This is a genomic window from Ruegeria sp. CF2 (assembly GCF_056537385.1).
This window is the reverse complement of record NZ_JBQFRL010000002.1, coordinates 413,541-438,428: the sequence shown is the minus strand read 5'-3', so window position 1 is coordinate 438,428 and position 24,888 is coordinate 413,541. Positions and strand designations below refer to the sequence as shown.

Below are 24,888 nucleotides of genomic sequence, written 5' to 3'. Positions count from 1 at the left end.
ATGCGCTCAGCCCTTGTTATTAAATATCCTACTGTTCCGGGACGAGGATTTCGCGTTTGCCCACGTGATTTGCTGCCGAAACAACGCCTTCGTCCTCCATCTGCTCGACCAGCCGTGCAGCCTTGTTGTAGCCGATGGCAAGTTTCCGCTGGATGTACGAGGTAGAACACTTGCGATCCTTGATCACGATGGCAACCGCCTGATCGTACAGGGCATCCTCACCATTGGTGTTACCGCCGGTGTTCAGCCCCAGAACCGCGTCGATATTGTCGGCCTTGTCCTCGGACGGGCCGTCCAGCACGCTGCCGACATAGTCGGGCGGGCCATACTGCTTGAGGTGGTTCACGACCTCCTCGACCTCTTCATCCGACACGAACGGCCCGTGGCAGCGGGTGATCTTGGCGCCGCCGGCCATGTACAGCATGTCGCCCTGCCCCAGCAGCTGTTCGGCCCCCATCTCTCCCAGGATGGTCCGGCTGTCGACTTTCGACGTCACCTGGAACGAGATCCGGGTCGGGAAGTTGGCCTTGATCGTACCGGTGATGACGTCCACCGAGGGCCGCTGCGTAGCCATGATCAGGTGGATGCCCGAAGCCCGCGCCATCTGCGCCAGGCGTTGGATGCAGGCTTCGATCTCCTTGCCGGCCACCATCATCAGGTCGGCCATCTCGTCGACGATAACGACGATATAGGGCATGGCCTTGGGTTCGAATTCCTCGGTCTCGAAAACGGGTTCTCCGGTTTCGTCATCGAACCCGGTCTGGACCGTGCGGCTGAACAATTCGCCCTTGGACAGCGCGTCCTTCACCCGGCCGTTGTAGCCGGCAATGTTGCGCACGCCCATCTTGGACATCTTGCGATAGCGGTCCTCCATCTCGCCGACGACCCATTTCAGGGCAACCACCGCCTTTTTCGGGTCGGTCACGACCGGCGACAGCAGGTGCGGGATGCCGTCATAGACGGAAAGCTCCAGCATCTTGGGGTCGATCATGATCAGGCGGCATTCGTCCGGTGTCAGCTTGTAGAGCAGCGACAGGATCATCGTGTTGATCGCCACCGACTTGCCCGAACCGGTCGTCCCGGCGATCAGCAGGTGAGGCATCTTGGCCAGGTTGGCCACGACCGAGTCTCCGCCGATATCCTTGCCCAGCGCCAGCGGTAGCGCATGGGTGCCGTCGCCGAAATCGCGGCTTGCCAGGATTTCGCGCAGGACTACCATCTCGCGGTTCTCGTTGGGCAGTTCGATGCCGATGACCGAACGTCCGGGCAGGGTCGAGACACGCGCCGACAGCGCCGACATCGACCGGGCGATGTCATCTGCCAGGCCGATGACGCGGCTGGCCTTCAGGCCCGGCGCGGGTTCCAACTCGTACATCGTGACGACAGGGCCGGGGCGGACACTGACGATCTCGCCTTTGACACCATAATCATCCAGCACGTTCTCCAGCATCCGCGCGTTTTCCTCCAGCGCTTCGTCGCTGAGGTGATGACGCTGAATACCCGACGGGTTCGTCAGCAGGTTTAGCGGTGGCAGTTCGAAATCCGTGTGCCGCTCTTCGAAAGACAGGCTGGGCTGAGCTTCGGCCTGAGCCCGTCGCGACGGCAGGACGTTGCGCCGGACTGGCTGCGCGACAACTGGCTTGCGCGGTTCGGCAACCGGGATCTTCATGGCCGGGCGCGCCTCGGCGATTGGGTCCTCTGAATCCTCGAACACCTGATCGTCGTCGATATCCTCAGGCGCATATGTCGAAAGCGGGTTTTCCGCGAACGTCTCCATTTCCCTAGAAGGCTGCGCCGGGTGCCCTGTCAACGGCGGCTCGGGCGGAAGCCCGGCAGCAGTCAGCGGAGGTTCGGGCGGAAGGTTGCCCGCTCGCGGCGCATTCAGGATCAGCGGGTCGGGACCACGGCCGCGCCCCTTGGTCAGCGGGCGGTTCGGATCGGGCTCGGGCGCGATTTCACCGGTGGCGACCTTGCGGTTCTGGATCACCGCGGAGATCTTCGAGCGGATCCGGTCCTCGCCCGGCATCTCGTCATATCCGGTAACGGGTTCCGGATCGACCAGTTCGGGTTCGGGCATCGGCTCGGGGCGGCGGATCAGGCCAGGCATGCGCGCAAGCAGGCCCGTTTTGACGGGCTCGGGGGCTGCGATCTCAGGCTCTTCAAAGACCGGATCGGCATAGGCCAGTTCATCCTCGAATTCGGCACCGGCGGCCTGGGTTGCCTTGCGTTCCTGCCACTTTTCCCGGCGCGCCTGCGCGGCACGGGCCGTGGCCGAAGCCCCCTGCCCCAGCGCGGTCATCAGCATGTCATAGGCCATCACCAGACCCAGCAGGAAAGCCCGGAACCCGCGCCGGACGTCCGATTTGGTGAAGCCCAGCACAAAGACGCCCAATGCCAGCATGCCGGCCGCCATGGCCAGCGACATCAGCTTGACCATGAAATGCGACGAGATCGGCAACAGCGTCAGCAGCGCCCCCATCACCGTATCGCCGAACAGACCGCCCAGACCAAAGCTGTGCGTCGCGCGCCATTCGGCGCCGGGCACCAGGGTTGCGGCATAGACTGAGAGCACGGCGATCCAGATCGGCGCGAAAATCAAGCGGGCCACGGCGCGATCCTCGCCGAAATGGCCGGCAAAGCGCACGCCCCAGCCGACCAGCACCAGCGCGATGCCAAAGCTGCCCCAGCCCACGATCATGAACAACGGCGCGGCGATCGAAGCGCCGAACCGGCCCAGCCAGTTCTGCACCGGCGCGTCGGTCGAGACCATCCAGTTCGGATCATCCGGCGTGTAGGACCAGATCATCGCCGCGGCGGCCAGACCGGCCAGGATCAGGGCGATCCCGATCAGTTCCTTGCTGCGCCGCTCGATCGCGGCCTGGGTGGTGCTGTCCAACAATGGGTCGCGGTTGCGCGCGTTGTAAGATGCCATGTGCCCTCGTACCTCACGAATAGATGCAGTCGCGGAGCGTGATCAGCCCGCGCTGCATCTCTGTTTTTGGGGCCACCATCGCGACCCTGATAAAGCCTTTGCCCGGGTTCTGCCCCGGATCCCCTTGTGAAAGATATGCGCCCGGCAGGACCCGAACCCCGGTTTCCTGCCACAGCTTCAATGCGGCCTGCTCGCCATCCTCGACGGGCAGCCAAAGAAAGAACCCCGCCTCGGGCGGCATATAGCCCTGAACGCCCGCAAACACCTGATCGGCGATGGCGTATTTTTCCTGATACAGCGCGCGGTTTTCCTGAACATGCGCCTCGTCGGCCCAGACCCTGGCCGCGGCGGCCTGCAACGGCAGCGGCAAGGGCGCCCCGGCATAGGCGCGCAACTGCTTGACCCGCCTGATGCTTTCCGGCCCGCCCGCGATCAGCCCCGACCGCAACCCCGCCAGGTTCGACCGTTTCGACAGCGAGTTGAACAGCGTGATCCGCTCTGGGTCGGCGCCCAGCTCCTGCGCGACGGTCAGGATGCCGGTGGGCGGCGCGTCGCGGTAGATCTCGGAATAGCACTCGTCGGCGAAGATGCGGAAATCGTACCGCTCGGCCAGCCGGATCAGCTCGGCCCAGTAGTCGCGCGAAGCAACGGCACCCTGCGGGTTGGCGGGCGAACAGATATAGGCCACGGCAGTGCGGTTCAGCACATCCTCTGGCAGGCCGGCACAGTCCGGCAGATGCCCGGTGGCCGCAGTTGCCGGCACGAAAAACGGCTGCGCCCCGACCGAGATCGAGGCCACCATGTAGACCTGATAGAACGGGTTGGGACACAGCACGATCGGCTGCTGGCCGTTCTTCTGCTCGGGGCAGAGCGCCATGGCGGCGTTGTACAACCCCTCGCGCGTGCCGTTCAGCGCCATGATGTTGGCCTCGGGGTCCATCCGCACGCCATAGCGGCGGTCGATCCAGTCGGCGATGGCCCCGCGCAGCGCGTCGGACCCCTCGTTCGGCGGGTATTTTTGAAATCCGGCGGCGTTTTCCACGATGACATCGGTCACCCAGGGCGGAAAGTCATGCTTGGGCTCGCCAATCGTCATATGCACGACTTCGCCGCCCGGCGCGTGATGGTCGAGCAGGGCGCGTAGACGCGGAAAAGCATAGGCCGGTAGGTTCGAAAACCGCTCGGGGAAATTCATGACTGCTGCCTCGATACCGGGATCATTGGCGCCCCGGTTTTCCAGCAGATTACAGGCCGAACCCCCTCGCGTCCAGACAAAGAGGTTCCGAATCAGGGGATTGTGGCATTCAGGTCAGAACCGCCTCGGCCGCCGCACCCAGCCGCAGAAGCGCCTCTTCCGAGCCCGGATAGCCCAGCATCATCAGCCCGCAGGACGGTGTCGAGGTGGGCAGCGACAGCGCCGCCAGCCCCATCAGGTTGCCGATCCGGGTGTTGCGCAGAGCCAGAAGGTTCTCGGTGACGTAATAGTCATGGTCATTCATCAGCCGGTCCAGATCCGGCGGCAGGATCGGCGCGGTGGGGGCCAGAACCGCGTCAAAGCCGGCGGTGGCCGCGTCCCAGACCGATCGGCAGGCTTTCAGGCGCGACCACGCGGCCACGTAATCCGGGCCGGAATGCCCCTTGCCCGCGCGGAACCGTTCAAGGATCTCGGGATACATCGCCTCGGGGTTGGCTTCGATCACGTCGCGCCACAGGCCATAGGCTTCGGTGGTGTAGAGAACACCGGACAGGCCCATCGCCTCGGCCAGCTCCGGCACCTCCAGCGGCACGATCTCGGCCCCGGCATCGCGCAGGCGGTCCAGCGCATCGGCATAAGCCTGGCGTGGTGCGTCGCGCAGATCGTCCTGCGCGATGGTCTGCAGATCGGCAAACCGCCGCCCCTTCAGGCTGGCGCCCCGCAGATCGGCCTGCGTTCCGCCCTCCAGCAGCGCCAGCATCTGCGCCGCATCCTCGACCGACCGCGCCAGCGGACCGACCGTATCGAACCGCAGGCACAGGGGCACCACGCCCTCAAGGCTCAGCCGCCCCGACGTAGTTTTCAGCCCCACCAAGTCGTTCCACGCGGCCGGAATGCGCACCGATCCGCCCGTGTCCGAGCCGATACCGCAAGCCGCCAGACCAAAAGCCACCGACGCCGCGGCGCCCGAGGACGACCCGCCCGGAACCGCCTTTTCGTCATTCACGCAGGGCGGCGTCGCGGTGACGGGGTTCAGACCAAGCCCCGAGAAGGCCAGTTCGCTCATATGCGTCTTGCCCAGACAGACCGCGCCCATGGCCGTCGCATTGCGCAGGACTGTTGCGTCATGCTCGGGCACGCGGCCGCGCAGCAGGGCCGATCCGGCCTCGGTTCCGATCCCGGCGGTGTCGAACAGATCCTTCCAGCTGATCGGCACCCCATCCAGCAGGGACCGGCGCAGCCCTTGGGCCGCCCGTTCCTTGGCCGCGCGGGCTTCGGCGCGGGCGCGGTCATGCGTGACGCGGGCATAGATGCGGTCGCGGTGCGGATGGGCGTCGATGGCCGCCAGATAGACCTTGGTCAGTTCCTCGGGATCGATCTGACCCATGCCGATCCCCCGGCCCAGGTCACATGCCGTCATGGTCAGCCAGTCCTGCATCTTTGCCCCCTAGTCGGAAAAATTCGTGTTTCGGCGACGGTAGCGACAGGACTGCACATGGACAATCCCGAAAGGGCGCGCATATTGCACCGCATGACACAGGTTTCCGATATCTTGATCGTGGGCGGCGGGCTGAACGGCCCCGCCCTGGCCCTGGCGCTGGCGCAGACCGGGCACAGCGTCACCGTGATCGACGCGCTGGCCGAGAAGGTTCGCAAGACCGCGGCGTTCGACGGGCGTGCCTATGCGCTGGCGCTGGCCTCGCAACGATTGCTGGCCGCGATCGGCGTCTGGGAACGGATCGCAGAGAACGCCCAGCCGATGTTGGAGATCAAGGTCACCGATGGCCATGCCGGCGCAGGCCCGTCGCCGTTTTTCATGCATTTCGATCATGCCGAGATCGAGGAAGGCCCGATGGGCTATATGGTCGAGGACCGTCACCTGCGGCGCGCATTTCTTGCGGCGATGGAGGCGGACCCGGCAATCACTCGGGTCGATGGCAAAACCGTGGTTGCACAAGAGACCGGGCCTGGCGGTGTGACCGTGACGCTGGATGACGGATCGGCGCTGTCCGGTCGGCTTCTTGTGGGGTGCGACGGCCGCCGCAGCGGCACCGCCGCCCGCGCCGGGATCAAGCGGACCGGATGGGACTACGGCCAGACCGCGCTGGTCTGCGCCATCGAACACGACCTGCCGCATCACGGCATCGCACATCAGTTCTTCATGCCCCCCGGACCGCTGGCGATCCTGCCGCTGACCGGCAACCGCAGCTCGATCGTCTGGAGCGAACGCTCTGACACCGCGCAGCGCATCAACGCGCTGGACGAGGCCGAGTACCTTCAGGTCCTGCGGCCCAGATTCGGCGATTTTCTGGGTGACATCCGCCTGCAGGGCGATCGGTTCACCTATCCGCTGAACCTGACCATCGCCAATTTCTTCATCGCCGAGCGGCTGGCGCTGGTGGGTGATGCGGCACATGGCATGCACCCGATCGCCGGTCAGGGGCTGAACGCCGGGCTGCGCGACGTCGGCGCTCTGGCCGAGGTGCTGACGCTGGCCGGGCGACGCGGCGAGGACATCGGCTCGATGCTGGTTCTGGAGCGTTATCAGGAATGGCGCCGCTTTGACACGGCGGCCCTGGCAATGGCGACAGATGTGTTCAACAAGCTGTTTTCGAACGACAATCCGATCCTGCGGCTGGGGCGCGACATCGGAATGGGCATCGTGGGCTCCCTGCCCAACCTGCGCCGCGGCTTCGTGCGCGAGGCCGCCGGTTTGACAGGCGACCTGCCCAAGCTGCTGCAGGGCCGCCCGATCTAGTCGAGCTTGCGCGCCTCATCCACCAGCATCACCGGAATCCCGTTGCGGATGGGAAAAGCCAGACCAGCGGCTTTCGAGACCAGCTCCTGCCGCTCGGCGTCATATTCCAGGGTGGTGTGGGTCTGGGGGCAGATCAGCGCCTCGAGCATGTGGCGGTCGAACCCCGGTTCCGTTTCAGTCATTGCAATTGTTCCTCGTTTGAACCCCCGCGCAGCGAGAATTCGATCAGTGTGACAAGCGTTTCGCGCCGGGTGCGCAGACAGGGCGCCTCAAGCAGGGCCTGCTTGTCCTCAGGGTCGAAATCCAGAAGCATCGACAGGGAGTTGACCAGTAATTCGTCATCCGCCTCGTTCAGCGACTCCCAATCGGTCGACAGTTGGCGGGCGGAAAAGTAACGCCCCAGCAAACGCAGGAAGCCGGACCGGTCGAACGTATCGTCTATTTCCCCTTTGCCCAGATCGCGGTTGAACCCGTCCCAAGTAACGGCGCAGCGACGATACGGCGTGAAACCATCCAATTCGGATTGTATGCGAAACCGGGATACACCGGACAACGTGATCAGATAGCGCCCGTCTTCGGTCTCGGAAAACTGCGTGACACGTCCGGCGCATCCGATCCGATGCAATTTGGTGTCGTCGTTTTGACAAGGGTTCGGCTGGACCATGCCGATCAACCGCTCTTTGGTTTTCAAGGCGTCATCCAGCATTTGCAGGTAGCGGGGCTCGAAAATATGCAGCGGCAGGCGTGACCGGGGCAGCAACAGCGCCCCGGGCAGAGGAAACACGGACACCGTGTCCGGCAGATCGGCGGGATGCATCATGTTTCCGATTCTAGCTCTGATGCGCGGTTAGGCAAATATCATCGAGCTGAGTTTGCGGCGGCCGTTCAAAACGATCGGGTCATTGGCCTTGAGCGCATCGAAGATGGTGAACAACTGCGCCTTGGCTGCGCCATCATTCCATTCCCGATCGCGGCGGAACAGCTCCAGAAGCTGGTCAACCGCCTCGGCGGCCTTGCCGTTGGCATAGAGCGCCTGCGCCAGGTCAAAACGGGCCTGATGGTTTTCAGGATCTGCTTCGACCGCTGCCCTCAACTCGGCCACCGGCCCGGCATTTGCGGCCTGCTTGGCCAGTTCCAGCTGCGCATGGGCAGCTTCCAACTCGGCCGTCGTTGAAATCTCGGCCGGAGCGCCGTTCAGGATCGCCTCGGCCTGATCAAGGTCACCCATCGCGATGTGCGCCCGTACCAGGCCGCCATAGGCCGCGGCATGTTTGGGGTCTTCGCCAAGAATGGCGGCAAAGGTCTGGGCCGCATCCACTGCCGCGCCATCATTCAGCATCTCTTCGGCGGCTTCCACGGCCTCGTCCAGCTGGCCGCCCGGGCTCTGGCCCCCGGCGGCCTCGATCACGCGGTCGATGAAGGCCTTGATCTCTGATCCTGGCAATGCGCCTTGGAATCCGTCAACCGGCTGCCCCTTGAAGAAGGCATAGACGGTCGGAATCGACTGGATACGCAATTGCGAGGCGATCATCTGCGCCTCGTCCACGTTGATTTTAACCATCTTGACCGCGCCCTTGGCCGCGGTCACGGCCTCTTCCAAGGCCGGACCCAAGGTCTTGCACGGACCGCACCAGGGCGCCCAGAAGTCGACGATAATGGGCAATTCCTGCGATGCCTCGACGACATCGGCCATGAAAGTGGCCTCGGTTCCGTCTTTGATCAGATCGGTGGCTGCGGGGCTGCCTGCGCCGTTCAGAAGTTCCATGGCATTCACTCTCCGGATTCAGTCTTGCGCCTTATATGCAACCAGCCGACCGGGAAACCAAGGGCCGAGTTGCGGAATCCCGCACCGATCAAAGATCGAAACTGGCAAAGACGGGCGCGTGGTCGCTGGGCTTCTCCCAGCCGCGCGCGTCGCGCAGGATGCGGCTGGAATGGCCGGCGTTCGAGATATCAGGCGTCGCCCAGACGTGATCCAGGCGCCGCCCCTTGTCAGCCGCATCCCAGTCGCGGGCGCGATAGGACCACCAGCTGTAGAGCTGTCCCTCGGGGATGTCCTGCCGGGTGATATCGACCCAGCCGCCCGCATCCTGCGTCTCGGCAAGTTGCTCGACCTCGATCGGCGTGTGCGACACGACCTTGAGCAGTTGCTTGTGCGACCACACGTCGTCCTCGCGAGGGGCGATGTTCAGGTCGCCGACCAGAATGGATTTCTGCGGCTTTTCAGCGTGGAACCAGTCGCGCATGTCGGTCAGGTAATCTAGCTTCTGGCCAAATTTCTCGTTCACCTCGCGATCGGGAACGTCGCCGCCTGCCGGGACGTAGAAATTGTGGATGATCACCCCGTTTTCCAGTTGCCCCGCCACATGCCGGGCATGGCCCAGCCCGGCAAAGTCCTGATCGCCCAGGTCCGTGATCGGCAGGCGCGACAGGATGGCCACGCCGTTATAGCCCTTCTGACCGCGGGCGATCATGTGGGTGTAGCCCAGTTCCGCGAATCCCTCGGTCGGGATCTTGTCGACCGGCGATTTGCACTCTTGCAAGCACAGCACGTCCGGCGCTTCCTCCTGCAGCAATTTCAGCACGATCGGCTCGCGCAGGCGAACGGAATTGATGTTCCAGGTGGCCAGAGTGAAAGGCATGATCGGGGTTCCCTTGTCGCGACTCGGGCAAACTAGCGCGGCAGGTGCCGGGGTGCCATCCGAAAAAAAGCCGGGCCAAAGGCCCGGCAGTCCAACAGGGAGGTACATGTCATGACCCGGACATGCACGGGATGGGATTATCCTAAAGATGCTTGCAGAGTATCACTTTGATCCACATCAATCCACCTATGGTTACGACACCAGTCGATATCCACCAGATTCTGTGACCAAAAGGCGCGCATTGGAGGGATCGGGCTCGATTTTCTGACGCAGCCGGTAGATGTGCGTTTCCAGCGTATGTGTGGTTACACCGGCGTTGTAGCCCCAGACCTCGTGCAGCAGCACATCGCGCGCCACCACGCCGTCGGTCGAGCGATACAGGAACTTGAGAATGTTGGTTTCCTTCTCCGTCAGCCGAATCTTGCGGTCGTCCTCGGTGATCAACATCTTCATCGCCGGCTTGAAGGTGTACGGCCCCAGGACAAAAACGGCATCTTCAGACTGTTCGTGCTGGCGCAGCTGCGCACGGATCCGGGCCAGAAGCACCGGGAACTTGAACGGCTTTGAAACATAGTCGTTGGCACCCGCATCCAACCCCAGGATCGTATCGGCATCGCTGTCATGGCCGGTCAGCATCAGGATCGGGCTTTTGACCCCCTGCTTGCGCATCAGGCGGCACAGCTCGCGCCCATCCGTGTCGGGCAAACCCACATCCAGGATCACAAGGTCATAGATGGCTTCGCGCGCCCGCTCCATCGCGGATTGGCCGTCGGAGGCTTCGAATACATCAAAGTCTTCGGTCATCACCAACTGCTCGCTGAGCGCCTCGCGCAGGTCTTCATCGTCATCGACCAGCAGGATTTTCTTGAGTTGCGCCATGTCCCGGTCCTCCTAAACCTTTTGCTACACTTGAGCGTGGAAGATGCAATCAACAAGTTTTGCTGCAATGCTCTCACGCCCTCGTGTCTGGTGGGCCGGAAATGTTTCACATTTCCTTTCGAACGGGCTAGGACGAGGGTCGAACGTTACAGGATAACATCAATGAGTCTCATTCCAGACATCACCGAGTTGCTGGCCCGGGCGCGTGCCGACCTTCGGATGGGCGTTCCGGTCGTGCTGACGGATGACGGGGATTTCAGCGTTGTTGCCGTCGCCGCAGAGACACTCAACCCGCAGCGTCTGGCGGACCTGAGGGGGCTTGGCGACACGCCTGTGGTTGCCATCACAGGACGACGGGCCGAAACGCTGAAAGCCCGCGCCTATGACGGTGATCTTGCTCGGGTCGTGATACCGGCCGAGGCTGATCTGGGGTGGGTGCAGGCGGTTGCAGACCCGTCCGATGACCTGAATGCCCCGATGAAGGGGCCCTTGATGACTCAGCGCCAGGGCAATGCGCACCTGCATCGCATCGCAATCGCACTGACAAAATCCGCCCGCCTGCTGCCCGCTGCGGTGGTGGTTGCGGTCGAAAACGGCCGGGCCTTTGCGGCGACACACGGTCTGACCTGCATCGACCACACACGCGCCGCGCCGCATCTGGCCGATCGCAGCCCCTTGCACGAGGTGGTTGCCGCGCGCCTGCCGATGGAGGTGTCCGAGGCCGGTCGTCTGCACGTCTTCCGCCCAGAGGACGGTGGCGAGGAGCACTATGCCATCGAAATCGGCCGCCCGGATCGCTCGAAACCTGTTCTGGCTCGGTTGCATTCGGCCTGTTTTACCGGTGATCTGATGGGCAGCCTGAAATGCGACTGCGGCCCGCAACTGCGCGGTGCCCTGGCCCAGATGGGGGCCGAGGGGCATGGGATTCTGCTGTATCTCAACCAGGAAGGTCGCGGGATCGGCCTGGCCAACAAAATGCGCGCCTATTTCCTGCAGGATCAGGGCTTCGACACGGTCGAAGCCAACCACCGGCTTGGGTTTGAAGATGACGAGCGCGATTTCCGCCTGGGATCGGACATCCTGAAATCGCTCGGGTTCAGTTCGGTCCGGTTGCTGACCAACAACCCGGCGAAGATCGCAATGATGGAACGGACCGGGATTGCCGTTACCGAGCGTGTGCCGCTGAAGGTCGGGGAAACCGCCCACAACCGGGCCTATCTGGCGACCAAGGCCTCGAAATCGGGCCACCTGCTGTGAGCCCTCTTGATCTGGTGGTGACGCCGACCGGAGTACGGTTCTTCGGCCGCAGGTTTCCCTGCACCGTCGGCAGAGGTGGCCTGAGCAACCACAAGCGCGAGGGCGACGGGGCCACCCCCACAGGGCACCACCACATTGTCGGAATGCTGTACCGCCCGGATCGGATTGCGCCTCCCGCCCCGTGGGCTTTGCCCATCGGGCCGGGCGATCTGTGGTCGGATGACGATAGGGATCAGGACTACAACCAACACGTTCGGGAGCCCTATCCATGCAGCCACGAACGCCTGCGTCGGGCTGATCCGCTGTACGATCTGGTGCTGATTACCGATTGGAATTGGCCCGTTGCCACACCGGGCGGCGGATCAGCGATCTTTCTGCATCAGTGGCGCAGGCCGGGTTATCCGACCGAAGGTTGCGTGGCGTTCCAGCGCGACCATCTGCACTGGATCGCGCGGCGCGTCGCACCCGGAACCCGGATCATCATTCCTCGGGTTTGACCCGGTCACCAAAAATGGCCGACCCCACCCGGACATGAGTTGCACCCAGCGCAATCGCCGTTTCAAAATCGCTGCTCATCCCCATGGACAGGCCTTCCAAACCGTTTCGGCGCGCGATCTTGGCCAGCAGAGCAAAATGCAGCGCGGGCTCCTCGTCGACGGGCGGAATGCACATCAACCCACGCACCGGCAGGTCAAGTGATCGACATTCGGCGACAAAATCATCGGCCTCGGCGGGCATGACCCCAGCTTTCTGGGCCTCTTCGCCGGTATTTACCTGAATGAACAGATCAGGACACTGCCCCACCTCTTGCGCCAGCCGCGCAAGGGTTTTGGCCAGTTTGGGACGGTCGACCGAGTGGATCGCGTTGCACAGTTCCATCGCCTGCCGCGCCTTGTTGGTTTGCAGCGGACCAATCAGATGCAGATCAATATCGGGATAGCTTTCACGGAAGGCGGGCCACTTGCCGGCGGCCTCCTGCACCCGGTTTTCACCAAAACACCGGTGACCCTGCTTCAACACGGCCTCGACCCGGTCGTTGGGCTGCACCTTGGATACGGCAATCAGCCGGACCGTGCCCTTGGGGCGGCCGGCTGCGGTTTCGGCCTTGGCGATGCGGGCAGTGATTTCTTGCAGCGACATGGATTCCCTCTGTTTCCATTTGTCCGCAGAAAAACACCATGTCGGCGCAAAAGAAAAGGGCGGGTCCGAAGACCCGCCCTCAAACCTTGCGGTTCAGATCAACTTAGAAGTTGAACTGAGCACCGAAGTCAGCGCGCAGGCGGCTGTCGCCGTCACCGGCTTTCGACTGGCCGATACCACCGCGCAGCGATGCACCGCCGCCCAGGTCGTAGATGGCGCCAATGCCGTACTGCTGGGTGTCGTTGTCAGCCGAACCGTCGCCGTAAGCGAAGGTCAGGGTGGTTGCAGCGCCAACGTTGTAGGCTGCCGACAGACCGTATGCGGTACCGTTCAGGTCCTCGTCTGCAACGTCATCGTCTGCGACGAAGATGGTGCCCGAGAAGTCGCCGAATTCAGCACCCAGGGTCAGAACTGCCAGGCTCTGCTTCTCAACAACGTCGCCGATGGCGCTGGTTTCACCATAAGCAACAGCTGCGGTGAAGTTGTTGAAGCTGTAGGTGAAGCTGATGTCCCAGCGGTCTGCGCTGTCTGCAACACCGTTCAGGCCAAAGGTTGCCTGATCGTACGATGCGCCGAAGGCGAAGTCACCAACTGCGTACTGGAAGAACACAGCGTTCGAACCTGCACCGGTCGACGAGTAGCCCAGGAAGCTGTAGTCAACGCCCGAGTACTGACCGATGAAGTTTTCCAGGCCCGGCTCGTTACCGTAGTAGTTTGCCAAGTTGTCGAACGAACCAGCAACGTTGCCGGCGTCAACACGCAGACCACCGTAGATGACCGAGAAGCGAGCGCCGTTCAGGCCGGCTGCGTTTGCTTCGCCGTTGCCGGCGTTCTCGTCAGCCTGCAGACGAACACGTGCTTCAAAGCGGACGCCACCGTCGGTTTCCGCGATGCCGTCGATGTTCAGGCGGAAGCGCGAGACCAGGATGGTTTCGTCGGTCGAAACGGTCGTGGTGTTGGTGGTGGTCTGACCAGTGTTCTGGTTCTGGTTGGTCCCGGAAGCGGTCGTCGTGGTCGTGGTCGTGGTCACGCCGGTGTTGAAGTTGGTCACAACGCCGGTACGGTCTTCCAGGTAACCGATACCAAAGCGGCCATAACCGCTGAACTTAACTTCGGCCGCGGCAACCGATGCGGTTGCGATCAGTGCGGTCGATGCGAAGAGAACTTTTTTCATCTTGTTTCCCTCGGTTTCAATAATTTCTACTCGACACATACCTGCTGCATATGTCTCAGCACGCAGACCGTTTCGCTCTTTTTGCCCCTGTTGCGCAAGCATGCCTTGGACAGCTTCGGTTCTTTGACCCCAAATTGGTGCAAGGATGCCACAGTCGAATTCACCCCGATATTTCAGCGGCACCGGCACGTAAGCCAAGAATGGGGTTGTTGCAGCACAGTACGTTGTCTAGGAGTATCTCCTAGCAAAGCAAAACATGTGAAAACAGGACCTGCCGACGATGCGCCTGCTGACGATTTTGGGTTTGACCGTTTTGACTGCCTCCGTTTCTGCGTGCGGACAGAATCGGAGCACGTCGCCCAACCCCAATGTTCTATCCGCCGACGGCAGCTCGTCCGAGGCCCGCGAGCTCAACGATCCGAATCGTTCGACTATCTGGGATGTGTTCGGCCCCAACAACTCGGAACAGGTCACCCAGGTCAACCGGTACCTGTGGGCGGCGTCGCTGGATGTGCTCAGCTTCCTGCCGGTGCAGGAGGTGGATCCGTTTACCGGCGTGATCATAACGGGTTACGGCAAACCGCCGGGCGGCGGGCGGTCCTATCGGGCGACGGTGCACATCAGTGATCCGGCCTTGGCGGCGCGGTCCCTTTCGGTGGCTCTGCAGACCAGCGGGGGCGCTCCGGTCAGCGCGGCGACCACGCGTGCGGTCGAAGATGCGATTCTTTCGCGGGCGCGCCAGCTGCGGATCGCGGACAACAAGCTCTAGCAACCCGCAGAAAATCACAATATTACCACGCCGGGCCCCTGCCCGGCGTTTTCATTCACGAAGGACCGCATGATGTCGCGTTACTCGGCCAACGAAATCGAAGCAAAATGGCAAGAGGCCTGGGACAAGGCCGGGATCTTCACCGCCAAACGGACGGCGGACAAGCCGAAATACTATGTGCTGGAAATGTTCCCCTATCCGTCGGGGCGCATCCACATGGGGCATGTGCGCAACTACACCATGGGTGACGTGATCGCGCGCCACAAGCTGAGCACCGGGCACAACGTTCTGCACCCGATGGGCTGGGATGCTTTCGGGATGCCGGCGGAAAACGCGGCCATGGCCATCGGCGGCCATCCCAAGGACTGGACCTATGGCAACATCGCCGACATGCGCGCGCAGATGAAGCCGCTGGGCCTGTCGATCGACTGGTCGCGCGAATTCGCGACCTGCGACCCGGAATATTACGGCCAGCAGCAGGCGCTGTTCCTCGACATGCTGGATGCGGGGCTGGTCTATCGCAAGAACGCCGTGGTCAACTGGGACCCGGTGGACATGACCGTGCTGGCCAACGAACAGGTGGAAAGCGGCCGCGGCTGGCGCTCGGGCGCATTGGTCGAGCGGCGCGAGCTGACCCAGTGGTTCTTCAAGATCTCCGAGTTCTCGGAAGAGCTTCTTGATGCGCTGGATACGCTCGACAACTGGCCCGCCAAGGTGCGGCTGATGCAGGAAAACTGGATCGGCAAGTCACGCGGTCTGGAGTTTTCCTTCGAGCGCACCGACGACAGTGCACCCATCACCGTCTATACCACGCGGCCGGACACGCTGTTAGGGGCGTCTTTCGTGGGTATCTCGCCCGATCACCCGATCGCCAAGCAGCTTGAGGCCGAGAACCCCGAAGTTGCTGAATTCGTTGCCGAATGCCGCAAGGGCGGCACCACGGAAGAGGCCATCGAGACCGGCGAGAAGCTGGGTTTCGACACCGGCATCCGCGTCAAACACCCGCTGGACCCGAACTGGGAACTGCCGGTCTGGATCGCGAATTTCATCCTTATGGATTACGGCACCGGCGCGATCTTTGCCTGCCCCGCGCATGACCAGCGCGACCTGGATTTCTGCCGCAAATACGACCTGCCGGTAATCGACACCTTCTTTGCCCTGGATGACGACACGCCGGTGGACAAGATCGCCTTCGTCCCGCCGAAAGAGCAGAAGGTGCGCTGGGTCAACCATTTCGCCGGTCTGACCGAGGCCACCGGACAGGAAGCCATCGACGCGACTATCGACTTTGCCGAGAAGGCCGGCTGGGGCAAAGGCGTGACCAAGTACCGCCTGCGCGATTGGGGCCTGTCGCGCCAGCGCTATTGGGGTTGTCCGATCCCGGTGGTGCATTGCGACGATTGCGGCGTAGTGCCGGAGAAAAAGGAGAACCTGCCGATTCGCCTGCCCGACGATGTTACCTTCGACAAACCGGGCAACCCGCTGGACCGTCACCCGACCTGGCGCGACTGTGCCTGCCCGTCCTGCGGCAAACCGGCCAAGCGCGAAACCGACACGATGGACACGTTTGTCGATTCGTCGTGGTACTTCGCCCGTTTCACCGCGCCGCGTGCCGAAACGCCGACCGATCTGGCTGAAGCCGAGTACTGGATGAACGTGGACCAGTATATCGGCGGCATCGAACACGCGATCCTGCACCTGCTGTATTCGCGGTTCTTCGCCCGGGCCATGCATCTGACGGGACATCTGCCGAAAAAGGCGATCGAGCCGTTCGACGCGCTGTTCACCCAGGGCATGGTCACCCATGAAATCTATCAGACCCGCGACGACAAGGGCCGCCCGGTCTATCACCTTCCCGAAGAGGTCGAGGACGGCAAGCTGAAGGCGACGGGCGAGCCGGTCGAGATCATCCCCTCGGCCAAGATGTCGAAATCGAAGAAAAACGTGGTCGACCCGGTCAGCATCATCTCGGCCTTCGGGGCGGATACCGCGCGTTGGTTCGTTCTGTCCGATTCGCCGCCCGAGCGTGACGTGGAATGGACCGCCGCCGGCGCCGAGGCCGCGCACAAGCACCTCAGCCGCGTGCATCGCATCGTGTCCGAGATCGCCGCGTCCGACGCCCCGGCCAATGCCGAGGACGAAGCGCTGCTGCGCGAGATGCACAAGACCATCCATGACGTGACCGGCGGGGTCGAATCCTTCGGCTTCAACGCCTCGATCGCCAAGCTCTATGCCTTTACCAACACGCTGGCCAAATCCAAGGCGGGCGCACAGGCCAAGCGGCAGGCGGCCAAGACGCTGGCGCAGCTGATGTCGCCGATGACGCCGCACCTGTCCGAAGAGCTGTGGCAGATGCTGGGCGGCGAAGGGCTGGTGGCGCTGGCGCCCTGGCCGGTGGCGGACGAGTCGATGCTGGTCGATGATACCGTCACCCTGCCCATCCAGATCAACGGCAAGCGCCGTGCCGAGATCAGCGTGGCCAAGGATCTGGACAAGACGCAGGTTGAAAGAATCGCGCTCAGCACCGAAGCTGTGCAGAAGGCGCTGGATGGCGCTGCTCCGAAAAAGGTGATCGTTGTTCCGGGCCGGATCGTGAATGTCGTTGTTTGACCGCAGAAACCTGCTGCTTTCGTTGGCGGCGTTGACCGTGGCGCCCGCTTGTGGGTTCCAGCCGGTTTATGCCCCGGGCGGCGCTGGCAGCGAATTATACGGCAAGGTCGCCGTGTCAGCGCCAGATTCGGTCGAAAGCTACCTTCTGGTGCAGAATCTGGAGCAGTCCCTCGGGCGCAGCGTCAGTTCAGCCAAGGATTACAGCCTGAATGTGCAGGTCTCTACGGTGACCCGCGGGGCCGCCATCACGACCTCGAACGAGACCAACCGGTATTCGATTGACGGGCGCGCCAGCTATACGCTGAGATCCAATGAAACGGGCCAGATCCTTGTGTCCGGCACTGTGGCCGATTTCGTAGGCTACTCCGCCGCGGGGTCCACCGTTTCCACGCTCGCTGATGAACGGGATGCCAAAGAGAGGCTGATGGTCATCCTGTCCGATCAGATCGTCACGCGCCTGTATTCCGCACCGGGCCTGGCTTCATGAAGCTGTCCCCGCGCGACGCCGAGGGGTATTTCGCCAAACCTGACCCCGACAAGACGGGATTGTTGATCTACGGCGCCGACGCGATGCGCGTTGCGCTCAAGCGCCAGCAGGTATTGGCCGCGCTGTTGGGCCCGGGTGCCGAAGAGGAAATGCGCCTGACCCGTCTTCCGGCCTCGGATCTGCGGGCGGATCCTGCCCTTCTGCTGGATGCCGTGAAGGCTGTGGGGTTCTTTCCCGGCGCGCGCGCCGTATTCGTCGAGGATGCAACAGACGCCGCAACCCCGGCGATCGCCGCTGCGCTCGAGGATTGGGCGCCAGGCGACGCTCAGATCATTGTGACCGCCGGGCAGCTCAAGGCCAGCTCGAAGCTGCGCAAAGCGTTCGAAGGCCATCGGGCTGCGTATGCGGTCGGGATCTATGACGACCCACCGTCGCGCGCGGAGATCGAGCGTGTTCTGGCCCAAGCCGGACTTGCAAGTGTTCCCCGTGACGCGATGTCCGTGCTCAGCGATCTGGCGACCGAACTCAGCCCGGGAGACTTTGCGCAAACCGTTGAAAAGCTGTCTCTTTACAAACGTGGCGATGCGTCGGACGTTACCGTCGAAGACATTGAGGCCTGCGCACCGCAATCCAATGAGGCGGCCCTGGATGACGTTCTCAACGTCGTTGCCGAAGGCCGATCCGGTGAAATCGGGCCCCTGATCCGACGGTTGCAGGCGCAAGGAACCAATGCGGTGTCCCTGTGCATCGGCGCGACCCGCCATTTTCGCACGCTCTATGCCTGCGCCTCGGACCCCGGTGGCGCGGCGCAAGGGATCGGCAAACTCCGGCCGCCGGTTTATGGCAAACGGCGTGACCGGATACTTCGGCAGGCGCAGAATTGGGGCGCGCACAAGCTGCAGACGGCTTTGACCGTGCTGACGGATACGGATCTGTCTCTCCGGTCGGCAGGGCAGACTGCCCCGGCCATGGCCCTGGTCGAGCGCGCTCTGATCCGGCTGGCCATGCTGGCGCGGTCACGCTGAATTGAACTAACGGCGCGTCCGACTTGACGCGGCGGCGCAGTCCCCCACCCTGTCGCCAGGGCAACCACGCAGGAGCATGACATGTACAAGATCTACGGGCGCATCCAGAGTCGTGCCTCTCGGGTGATCTGGCTATTGGAGGAACTGGGGCAGGACTATGAGTGGATCGATGCGGGCCCGCACGACCCGCGCGTTCTGGACCTGAACGGCACGGGCAAGATCCCTGTCCTGCAGGATGGCGACGCAGTCATTTCGGACAGCGCGGCGATCATGACTTATCTGGCGGACAAGCACAGGGCCTTCACGTACCCCGCCGGCACCCCGGAACGGGCCGAGCAGGATTCGTTGTTGCACGCGCTGTTGGAAGAATTCGATGCTCCGCTGTGGCTGGCCGCCCGCCATATGTTCATTCTGCCCAAGGACAAACGCGTTCCACAGGTCGTCGAAACCGCCCAGTGGGAGTTTGACCGCAGCTTTCAACGCATGGGGCAACGATTCAAAGGGCCATTCCTTCAGGGCGAGCAGATGACGATCGCGGACATCCTGTGCATTCACTGCATGAGTTGGGCAAAATCGGCTGGCTTCCCGATGAATTCAGACAGCCTGAAAGCCTACGGCAAGCGCGTTCGCGAGCGTCCGGCCTACAAGAAACTGGGTGAGATGGCCAAATCTGCCTAATCCGCTTGGGACGGCCCGGCCCATTCTGCGGCCGAGCGCCCCGCCCAACGACCTGTCGCCAGGCATGCGGTCAACAGATAGCCGCCGGTCGGGGCTTCCCAATCCAGCATCTCGCCTGCGCAGAACACGCCGGGCTTGGCTCTCAGCATCAGCCCCGAGTCCAGCCCGCTTTTCGCAACCCCGCCTGCGGTCGAAATGGCTTCGTCCAGCGGGCGCAAGCCTGCGTTGCGAACAGGCAAAGCCTTCAAAGTCTTGACCCAATCATCGCGCCGCTGATTCTGCCCATGTGTCATTTCGTGGAACAAGGCGATCTTTGGCGGCGGCAGTCGCAGGCCGTTCTTCAACCAACGGGTCAAAGTGGTTTTCGGGCCAGCTTTTGACAGACGCCCGGACAGATCCTGAATCGTGCGGTCCGGCGCGAGGTCCACATACAGATCAGCACCCTGCCGCAGCGCGGGTGTCAGCGGGTAAAGACCGCCCCCTTCCAGGCCTTTGGCTGAAATGACCGCCTCGCCACGGCTGGCAAGGTCGCCCGCGCGCCACCGAACAGATTTCAGTGCCTGACCGAAATGCGCGGCCATATGGGGGCTCCATTCGACGGACAGTGCGGCGTTCGATGGTGCAAAAGGGACCAGTGGAACCCCAGCCTCGGCCAGAGCCGGCGCCCAAGCGCCATCCGATCCCAGACGCGCCCAGCTGGAACCGCCAAGCGCCAGAACCGTGACGTCAGCAACCACTTTCTGCCGACCTTCCGGCGTATCAAAGACCAGCGCGGGGCCGTCCCAACCCAACCAGCGCCAACGGGTGCGGATCTCGACCCGCATCTCGTCCAGCCGCGCCAGCCAGGCGCGCAGCAATGGCGAAGCTTTTTTTGATTTGGGAAATACCCGCCCTGTGGACCCCGTGAACAGATCTTGGCCCAAGTCCCGCGCCCAGCTTTGCACGCTCTGCGCATCGAATGCGGCAATCATTGGGTACAACCAGTCCGCCGCATCGCCGTACGCCGAAATCAGGCGGTCAAACGGCTCGTCCTTTGTCAGGTTCAGACCGGACTTCCCCGCCATCAGGAATTTGCGGGCCACCGAGGGTTTGGCCTCGGCAACCAGCACATTGTGCCCGGCCGCGGCAAGTTCTTCGGCGGCCATCAGCCCGGCGGGGCCTGCCCCGATCACCACTGCCTGTGCCATATCTGCCCTCTTGCCTCACTTGCGTTCAGCCGCGACTGTGTTCCGGTGATGACGAACAGCGATCCGATCTGCCCGCTCTGCAACCGCCCGATCCCGAACGGGACCGGCAGCCTGCACCATCTGATCCCAAAACTCAAAGGTGGCAAGGGCGGTCCCACGGTTCTGCTGCACAAGATCTGCCACAAGGAGGTGCACGCCACCCTGACCGAAGCCGAGCTTGCGCGAGACTTCAACACTGTCGAAAGCCTGCGCACGCATCCCCGGCTGAACCGGTTTCTGGACTGGGTACGCAAACGTCCGCCTGGGTTTCAATCCAAAGTCCCGGGCCGACGCCGCGGCCGTTGATCAGGCTGGCAGGAAAGGATCACCCATCGGGTCTGTTTCCGTTGCAGCCAGGCCCTCGACCTCGATGCCCAGAAAGTCTGGCGCGGGAACGATTCGCGCATCGGGAATATGCTGGTATTCCAGAATGGTATAGGGACGTTTCCACAGCCATTCGCGATTTGCGACCGCCCAGAGATCAGGGTCCGGCGGCACCTCGGTCGTGAAGGCATAGAAATGCAGATCAAACCCGTGCGAGGCCACGTCCTGCATGGAAAGCAGGCGCAGGCCCAAATCCCTGCAAAACGCATCCTCTGCCGAAATGTCGCCGGTCCGCAGAGTGATCTGGCCCACGGCGGCCTGTCCGAACGGGTTCTCATCCCGCTGCTTTTTGGGCCGCTTCCCCTCAAAATCATGCTGAAGAAGCTCGATCGAGAAGCCTTCGGGGTCCGAGAGGTGGCACATGTAACCGATATCTCGAAACTGGGCCGGACGGCTGACGTTGATGCCAGCGCGCCGAAGCCATTCCGCCGCTTGGTCGAGATCTGGCAAGGTGATGCCGATCTTCCAGTATCTCTGACCCCGGTCGTGGGCGTATCCGCCGCCTCCGGGCAGGAGCAGAAGGTCGGCGCTGGGCCCCGGGTAGCCCGCTCGCCGCGCATCTCCCTCGGCACGAACGACCATGCCGAGGTTTTCCCTGTAAAAATCGGCCAGCCGTGCGGGATCAGCCACACGCAGGCGAAGGGCAGCGATCCTCATCCGCACATCCCGGCGATACCGGCCGCCGTCTGCGGATCAGCGGCTAGGCTGTCCGCAACCAGGTCCCGCGCGGTCTGCATCAGATCTTCCGGAGCGACCACCCGGTCCACCAGGCCAAAGGCAAGCGCTTCGTCCGCCGTGACCTTCTGGCCTGCCATCAGGATCAACTTGGTCCGGGCGGGGCCGATCAGCGCCCGCATGCGTTTCACGTCCGATGGCTGCGGCAGGAACCCCAACCGCATGACCGGGTAGAAGACCTTGGCCGTGGGCACCGCGATGCGCAGGTCACAGGCCAAGGCCATACCGTTGGCCCCGCCCGCCATGGTGCCGTTCAACGCAGCGACGGTCAGGCAGGGCAGCGCCGCGATGGCTCCGGACAAACGCTCCCACAGGTCCGAGGTCGCAAGGCCTGCCCGCGCCTCGTCCAGATCGGCGCCGGCACTGAACACCTTGCCCGCTCCGGTCAGGATCAGGGCGCGCGCCTCTTGGGCCGCTTCCGCGATCTGCAGCAGGTCCGACAACATGGCCCCGGTCAGGGCATTGGCCTTGCCGGGGTTGTTGATCGTGACCGTCCACAGACCGTCCTGCTGGGTCAGGTCGATCACGTCAGGCCGATCCTCTGGCGAATGTCATCACGGCGCAGCGAAATCTCGGTTCCCAGAAACTCGTCCGCATCTTCCGAGCACATCCACAGCAGCGCCCGCGCCGGCCAGTCGGCCGGGATGTGATCGTCCCAGTCCAACTGGCTGACCGGGTTGATGCCGCTGGCCTTGATGACCCGCTGCATGTCGGTCGCCACCGTGCCCGGGGACAGACCCATGGCGCGTATGCCGTGATGCGCCTCTTCCAGGTGAAGACATTCGGTCAGCATTTTCGCCCCGGCCTTGGACGCGCAGTAGTGGCTCCAGGCCTCGACCGGGTTCGAGGCGGCTCCGGAGGAAACGGTCAGAACCGTCCCGCCGCCCGCCGCGCGCATCAGCGGCAGAACCGCGCGCATCCCGTGGAACACACCCTTGAGGTTGATGTCGATGGCCTTGCTCCAGGCTGCTGGATCGGCATTTGACAGGTGAAAGATTGGATCGATCACACCTGCATTGCCTATCAGCACGTCCACGCGGCCAAAGCGGTCGGCGCAATCCGCAACCGCTTGTTCCACCTGCGCAAAATCGCTGACGTCGCAAGACAGCGCGATGGCGTTCTCACCCAGTGCCGCGGCCAATGCGTCGATCTGATCATGGCTGCGCGCTACCAGCGCGACATTGGCGCCGGCTGCGGCAAATACGCGCCCTGCTTCGGCGCCGATGCCGCGGCTGGCTCCGGTGATCAGTACTGTTTTGCCCTTCATGTGCATCCTGTAATCCTTTTGGATTGAAATCGGGTAAAGTGGTACCGCGCAAACGGGGAAATCGTCCAGCCCTTGCCCCTTGACGGCAGCCGCGACAACCACGACCATGCGCGCAATTTTTACCGAGAAGGGTTCCCTTATGTCCGTTTTCTTCCGCCGCAGCTGCGGTGCCGCGCTGGCTTATGCCGTTGCAACCCAAGGCGCTTTTGCCGATCTGTCCGCCAACGATGTCTGGTCGGATTGGCAGGCCTACATGGGCAGCATGGGGTACACCATCACCGGCGAGCAGAACACCTCTGGCGACGTCACCACCATCACGAACATGACCATGAAGATGGACCTTCCTGAGGGAGAAGGCTCGTTCGACATGGTCGTTCCGGAAATGACCCTGACGGAAAACGGCGACGGAACGGTCAGCATCGAATTCCCCGAAAGCTTCCCCATGACGGTATCCGGCCAGGCCGAGGAGGAAGAATTCTCGGTGGATATCCTGTACTCGCAGACCGGGTTGAAAATGCTGGTTTCGGGGTCGCCCGACGACATGACCTATGACTACTCTGCCAGCAAGCTGGCACTGGCGCTCGACAACATCATGGTCGATGGCGAAGCGATGCCCGACGACGCGCTGGATCTGGGTTTTGAGATGATCAACCTGGCCGGTGCATCCCGGATGCAGATCGGAGAGGGCCGCAAGGTCGACCAGAATTTCACCGCGGCAAACCTGACCTATGACCTGAATTTCCAAGACCCGGAAACGGGCGAAGATGCACGCATCAACGGCAAGCTCGACCAGCTGGAGTTTGAAGGCAAGAACGTAATCCCCGAAGGCTTCAGCCTGGCGGACGTGGAAGGCGCATATGAGGCTGGTTTTGCCTTTGACGGGATCTTCACCTACGGCGCTGGCCAAACCAGCATCGCAGGCACCAGCGAGGGCGAGGCTTTCTCGATGGCCAGCAGTTCGGACGGTGGCCGCTTCGGTGCCAGCATCGACGCCGAGCGTCTGGCGTATGACGTCGAACAGAACAATGCAAAGCTCGAAGTAACCACGGCAGACCTGCCGTTTCCCATCGAGATTGCAATGGCGAAGGCCGGTCTGAAACTCGAGGCACCTATCCAGGCATCAGAAGAGGTCGAGCCGTTCGGCTTTGCGATGAATCTGACAGACTTCACCATGTCCGACATTCTGTGGAGCATGTTCGACCCCGCAGGCGCGTTGCCACGCGATCCAGCCACGATCGCGCTGGATGCGACGGGCACCGCAAAGGTTCTCCTGAACTTCCTGGACCCGGAAGTTGCCGAAGCATTGGAAGGCTCGGACGAGATTCCGGCCGAACTGCATTCGCTCAAAATCAATGAACTGCTGGTCTCGATGGTCGGCGCCAAGCTGACCGGAACCGGTGATTTCACCTTCGACAACTCGAACACCGAAGAGTTCGGAGGCGTTCCGGCGCCGGCGGGTGAGGCAAACCTCCAGTTGGTGGGTGCCAACGCCCTGATCGACAAGCTGATCGGAATGGGGTTCATGTCCGAGAACGACGCCATGGGCGCGCGCATGATGATGGGGATGATGGCCGTTCCCGGCGACCAGCCCGATACGCTGAACTCCAAGATCGAGTTCACCAAGGACGGCCAGATTTTGGCCAATGGTCAACGGATCAAGTAAGCTCGCTTGGCCTGGCCTTCGACCAAGGGCGCGGTGTTCCGCGCCCTTTTTCTTTGGTCCTATGCAA

At 62.7% G+C, this 24,888-nt stretch carries 24 protein-coding genes; 10 read left to right on the top strand and 14 right to left on the bottom strand.

Annotated features, from left to right (window positions below):
• Positions 1-28 precede the first annotated feature (28 nt).
• From ACR0IR_RS13165 to ACR0IR_RS13155, 3 genes are all read right to left on the bottom strand, one after another.
• Positions 29-2,932: a DNA translocase FtsK gene (locus tag ACR0IR_RS13165; protein WP_170364263.1), complete on the bottom strand. Its 2,904-nt coding sequence runs from the start codon at positions 2,930-2,932 to the stop codon at positions 29-31.
• Between the two features lie 13 nt (positions 2,933-2,945).
• Entirely contained in the window at positions 2,946-4,127 is a 1,182-nt protein-coding gene (locus tag ACR0IR_RS13160) for an aminotransferase class I/II-fold pyridoxal phosphate-dependent enzyme (RefSeq protein ID WP_170364261.1), read from the bottom strand.
• Between the two features lie 109 nt (positions 4,128-4,236).
• Positions 4,237-5,565, bottom strand: coding sequence for an amidase (locus tag ACR0IR_RS13155; protein WP_170364259.1), 1,329 nt, complete (start codon positions 5,563-5,565; stop codon positions 4,237-4,239).
• 57 nt (positions 5,566-5,622) lie between these two features.
• Here ACR0IR_RS13155 and ACR0IR_RS13150 point away from each other — a divergent pair, with 57 nt between their 5' ends.
• The gene (locus tag ACR0IR_RS13150) at positions 5,623-6,885 is read left to right on the top strand and encodes an FAD-dependent monooxygenase (protein WP_254441561.1); all 1,263 of its coding nucleotides are present in this window, start codon (positions 5,623-5,625) and stop codon (positions 6,883-6,885) included.
• Here ACR0IR_RS13150 and ACR0IR_RS13145 read toward each other — a convergent pair.
• The 5 genes from ACR0IR_RS13145 to ACR0IR_RS13125 all read right to left on the bottom strand — a co-directional run bounded on the left by ACR0IR_RS13145 (position 6,882) and on the right by ACR0IR_RS13125 (position 10,406).
• Positions 6,882-7,067 (bottom strand): Trm112 family protein, encoded by a 186-nt coding sequence (locus ACR0IR_RS13145; RefSeq protein ID WP_093964266.1) that lies wholly within the window; start codon positions 7,065-7,067, stop codon positions 6,882-6,884. The two genes, ACR0IR_RS13150 and ACR0IR_RS13145, sit on opposite strands and share 4 nt — an antisense overlap.
• Positions 7,064-7,705: an LON peptidase substrate-binding domain-containing protein gene (locus ACR0IR_RS13140; protein WP_170364255.1), complete on the bottom strand. Its 642-nt coding sequence runs from the start codon at positions 7,703-7,705 to the stop codon at positions 7,064-7,066. The genes ACR0IR_RS13145 and ACR0IR_RS13140 overlap by 4 nt, the downstream gene beginning before the upstream one ends.
• 27 nt (positions 7,706-7,732) lie before the next feature.
• Positions 7,733-8,650, bottom strand: a complete 918-nt coding sequence (locus ACR0IR_RS13135; protein WP_170364254.1) for a thioredoxin family protein — start codon at positions 8,648-8,650, stop codon at positions 7,733-7,735.
• 88 nt (positions 8,651-8,738) lie between these two features.
• Positions 8,739-9,527: an exodeoxyribonuclease III gene (locus ACR0IR_RS13130; protein WP_170342259.1), complete on the bottom strand. Its 789-nt coding sequence runs from the start codon at positions 9,525-9,527 to the stop codon at positions 8,739-8,741.
• Between the two features lie 192 nt (positions 9,528-9,719).
• The gene (locus ACR0IR_RS13125; protein WP_093964262.1) at positions 9,720-10,406 is read right to left on the bottom strand and encodes a response regulator transcription factor; all 687 of its coding nucleotides are present in this window, start codon (positions 10,404-10,406) and stop codon (positions 9,720-9,722) included.
• A gap of 162 nt (positions 10,407-10,568) precedes the next feature.
• On the opposite strand from ACR0IR_RS13125, the gene ribA reads away from it, so the two are divergent.
• Together ribA and ACR0IR_RS13115 are read left to right on the top strand one after the other, a co-directional pair.
• A complete protein-coding gene (gene ribA / locus ACR0IR_RS13120; RefSeq protein WP_170364252.1) occupies positions 10,569-11,663 on the top strand; it encodes a GTP cyclohydrolase II in 1,095 nt (364 codons plus the stop codon).
• Positions 11,660-12,160, top strand: a complete 501-nt coding sequence (locus tag ACR0IR_RS13115) for a L,D-transpeptidase family protein (RefSeq protein ID WP_170364250.1) — start codon at positions 11,660-11,662, stop codon at positions 12,158-12,160. Before ribA ends, ACR0IR_RS13115 begins: the two co-directional genes overlap by 4 nt.
• On the opposite strand, the gene ACR0IR_RS13110 is transcribed toward ACR0IR_RS13115, so the two are convergent.
• Entirely contained in the window at positions 12,144-12,803 is a 660-nt protein-coding gene (locus tag ACR0IR_RS13110; protein WP_170364248.1) for a YggS family pyridoxal phosphate-dependent enzyme, read from the bottom strand. The genes ACR0IR_RS13115 and ACR0IR_RS13110 overlap by 17 nt on opposite strands.
• Positions 12,804-12,906: 103 nt before the next feature.
• Positions 12,907-13,977, bottom strand: a complete 1,071-nt coding sequence (locus tag ACR0IR_RS13105) for a porin (RefSeq protein ID WP_170364419.1) — start codon at positions 13,975-13,977, stop codon at positions 12,907-12,909.
• A 280-nt stretch (positions 13,978-14,257) separates the two neighbouring features.
• On the opposite strand from ACR0IR_RS13105, the gene ACR0IR_RS13100 reads away from it, so the two are divergent.
• The 5 genes from ACR0IR_RS13100 to ACR0IR_RS13080 all read left to right on the top strand — a co-directional run bounded on the left by ACR0IR_RS13100 (position 14,258) and on the right by ACR0IR_RS13080 (position 19,546).
• Entirely contained in the window at positions 14,258-14,746 is a 489-nt protein-coding gene (locus ACR0IR_RS13100; protein WP_170341302.1) for a DUF3576 domain-containing protein, read from the top strand.
• A 72-nt stretch (positions 14,747-14,818) separates the two neighbouring features.
• Positions 14,819-17,356 carry a leucine--tRNA ligase gene (gene leuS, locus ACR0IR_RS13095; RefSeq protein WP_170364246.1) on the top strand — a complete coding sequence of 846 codons (2,538 nt, stop codon included), beginning with the start codon at positions 14,819-14,821 and terminating at the stop codon, positions 17,354-17,356.
• Positions 17,343-17,843, top strand: coding sequence for an LPS assembly lipoprotein LptE (gene lptE / locus ACR0IR_RS13090; RefSeq protein WP_170342238.1), 501 nt, complete (start codon positions 17,343-17,345; stop codon positions 17,841-17,843). The genes leuS and lptE overlap by 14 nt, the downstream gene beginning before the upstream one ends.
• Positions 17,840-18,868, top strand: coding sequence for a DNA polymerase III subunit delta (holA, locus tag ACR0IR_RS13085; protein WP_170364244.1), 1,029 nt, complete (start codon positions 17,840-17,842; stop codon positions 18,866-18,868). The genes lptE and holA overlap by 4 nt, the downstream gene beginning before the upstream one ends.
• 81 nt (positions 18,869-18,949) lie before the next feature.
• Positions 18,950-19,546 (top strand): glutathione S-transferase family protein, encoded by a 597-nt coding sequence (locus ACR0IR_RS13080; RefSeq protein ID WP_170342233.1) that lies wholly within the window; start codon positions 18,950-18,952, stop codon positions 19,544-19,546.
• Here the strand turns inward: ACR0IR_RS13080 and ACR0IR_RS13075 are convergent.
• A complete protein-coding gene (locus ACR0IR_RS13075) occupies positions 19,543-20,733 on the bottom strand; it encodes a TIGR03862 family flavoprotein (RefSeq protein ID WP_170364242.1) in 1,191 nt (396 codons plus the stop codon). The two genes, ACR0IR_RS13080 and ACR0IR_RS13075, sit on opposite strands and share 4 nt — an antisense overlap.
• 48 nt (positions 20,734-20,781) lie before the next feature.
• On the opposite strand from ACR0IR_RS13075, the gene ACR0IR_RS13070 reads away from it, so the two are divergent.
• A complete protein-coding gene (locus ACR0IR_RS13070) occupies positions 20,782-21,078 on the top strand; it encodes an HNH endonuclease (protein ID WP_170342229.1) in 297 nt (98 codons plus the stop codon).
• Here the strand turns inward: ACR0IR_RS13070 and ACR0IR_RS13065 are convergent, their stop codons facing one another.
• From ACR0IR_RS13065 to ACR0IR_RS13055, 3 genes are read right to left on the bottom strand one after another with little or no spacing between them, the layout of a single operon-like run.
• Positions 21,079-21,813 carry a VOC family protein gene (locus tag ACR0IR_RS13065; RefSeq protein ID WP_170364240.1) on the bottom strand — a complete coding sequence of 245 codons (735 nt, stop codon included), beginning with the start codon at positions 21,811-21,813 and terminating at the stop codon, positions 21,079-21,081.
• Entirely contained in the window at positions 21,810-22,418 is a 609-nt protein-coding gene (locus ACR0IR_RS13060) for an enoyl-CoA hydratase/isomerase family protein (RefSeq protein WP_170341288.1), read from the bottom strand. The genes ACR0IR_RS13065 and ACR0IR_RS13060 overlap by 4 nt, the downstream gene beginning before the upstream one ends.
• Complete coding sequence (locus tag ACR0IR_RS13055; RefSeq protein WP_093964250.1) at positions 22,415-23,164, bottom strand: SDR family oxidoreductase; 750 nt, start codon at positions 23,162-23,164, stop codon at positions 22,415-22,417. Before ACR0IR_RS13055 ends, ACR0IR_RS13060 begins: the two co-directional genes overlap by 4 nt.
• A gap of 133 nt (positions 23,165-23,297) precedes the next feature.
• Here ACR0IR_RS13055 and ACR0IR_RS13050 point away from each other — a divergent pair, with 133 nt between their 5' ends.
• The gene (locus ACR0IR_RS13050) at positions 23,298-24,821 is read left to right on the top strand and encodes a DUF2125 domain-containing protein (RefSeq protein WP_170364239.1); all 1,524 of its coding nucleotides are present in this window, start codon (positions 23,298-23,300) and stop codon (positions 24,819-24,821) included.
• Positions 24,822-24,888 lie beyond the last annotated feature (67 nt).

Excerpts from the sequence above, each read along its gene's own strand:
- ACR0IR_RS13155 (WP_170364259.1), bottom strand. The coding sequence starts at position 5,565 with ATGCAGGACTGGCTGACCATGACGGCATGTGACCTGGGCCGGGGGATC.
- ACR0IR_RS13125 (WP_093964262.1), bottom strand. The coding sequence starts at position 10,406 with ATGGCGCAACTCAAGAAAATCCTGCTGGTCGATGACGATGAAGACCTG.
- ACR0IR_RS13165 (WP_170364263.1), bottom strand. The coding sequence starts at position 2,932 with ATGGCATCTTACAACGCGCGCAACCGCGACCCATTGTTGGACAGCACC.
- lptE (WP_170342238.1), top strand. The coding sequence starts at position 17,343 with ATGTCGTTGTTTGACCGCAGAAACCTGCTGCTTTCGTTGGCGGCGTTG.
- ACR0IR_RS13110 (WP_170364248.1), bottom strand. The coding sequence starts at position 12,803 with ATGTCGCTGCAAGAAATCACTGCCCGCATCGCCAAGGCCGAAACCGCA.
- ACR0IR_RS13135 (WP_170364254.1), bottom strand. The coding sequence starts at position 8,650 with ATGGAACTTCTGAACGGCGCAGGCAGCCCCGCAGCCACCGATCTGATC.
- ACR0IR_RS13070 (WP_170342229.1), top strand. The coding sequence starts at position 20,782 with ATGACGAACAGCGATCCGATCTGCCCGCTCTGCAACCGCCCGATCCCG.
- ACR0IR_RS13050 (WP_170364239.1), top strand. The coding sequence starts at position 23,298 with ATGTCCGTTTTCTTCCGCCGCAGCTGCGGTGCCGCGCTGGCTTATGCC.
- ACR0IR_RS13080 (WP_170342233.1), top strand. The coding sequence starts at position 18,950 with ATGTACAAGATCTACGGGCGCATCCAGAGTCGTGCCTCTCGGGTGATC.
- holA (WP_170364244.1), top strand. The coding sequence starts at position 17,840 with ATGAAGCTGTCCCCGCGCGACGCCGAGGGGTATTTCGCCAAACCTGAC.
- ACR0IR_RS13105 (WP_170364419.1), bottom strand. The coding sequence starts at position 13,977 with ATGAAAAAAGTTCTCTTCGCATCGACCGCACTGATCGCAACCGCATCG.
- ACR0IR_RS13100 (WP_170341302.1), top strand. The coding sequence starts at position 14,258 with ATGCGCCTGCTGACGATTTTGGGTTTGACCGTTTTGACTGCCTCCGTT.
- ACR0IR_RS13055 (WP_093964250.1), bottom strand. The coding sequence starts at position 23,164 with ATGCACATGAAGGGCAAAACAGTACTGATCACCGGAGCCAGCCGCGGC.
- ACR0IR_RS13150 (WP_254441561.1), top strand. The coding sequence starts at position 5,623 with ATGGACAATCCCGAAAGGGCGCGCATATTGCACCGCATGACACAGGTT.
- leuS (WP_170364246.1), top strand. The coding sequence starts at position 14,819 with ATGTCGCGTTACTCGGCCAACGAAATCGAAGCAAAATGGCAAGAGGCC.
- ACR0IR_RS13145 (WP_093964266.1), bottom strand. The coding sequence starts at position 7,067 with ATGACTGAAACGGAACCGGGGTTCGACCGCCACATGCTCGAGGCGCTG.
- ribA (WP_170364252.1), top strand. The coding sequence starts at position 10,569 with ATGAGTCTCATTCCAGACATCACCGAGTTGCTGGCCCGGGCGCGTGCC.
- ACR0IR_RS13065 (WP_170364240.1), bottom strand. The coding sequence starts at position 21,813 with ATGAGGATCGCTGCCCTTCGCCTGCGTGTGGCTGATCCCGCACGGCTG.
- ACR0IR_RS13140 (WP_170364255.1), bottom strand. The coding sequence starts at position 7,705 with ATGATGCATCCCGCCGATCTGCCGGACACGGTGTCCGTGTTTCCTCTG.
- ACR0IR_RS13075 (WP_170364242.1), bottom strand. The coding sequence starts at position 20,733 with ATGGCACAGGCAGTGGTGATCGGGGCAGGCCCCGCCGGGCTGATGGCC.
- ACR0IR_RS13130 (WP_170342259.1), bottom strand. The coding sequence starts at position 9,527 with ATGCCTTTCACTCTGGCCACCTGGAACATCAATTCCGTTCGCCTGCGC.
- ACR0IR_RS13160 (WP_170364261.1), bottom strand. The coding sequence starts at position 4,127 with ATGAATTTCCCCGAGCGGTTTTCGAACCTACCGGCCTATGCTTTTCCG.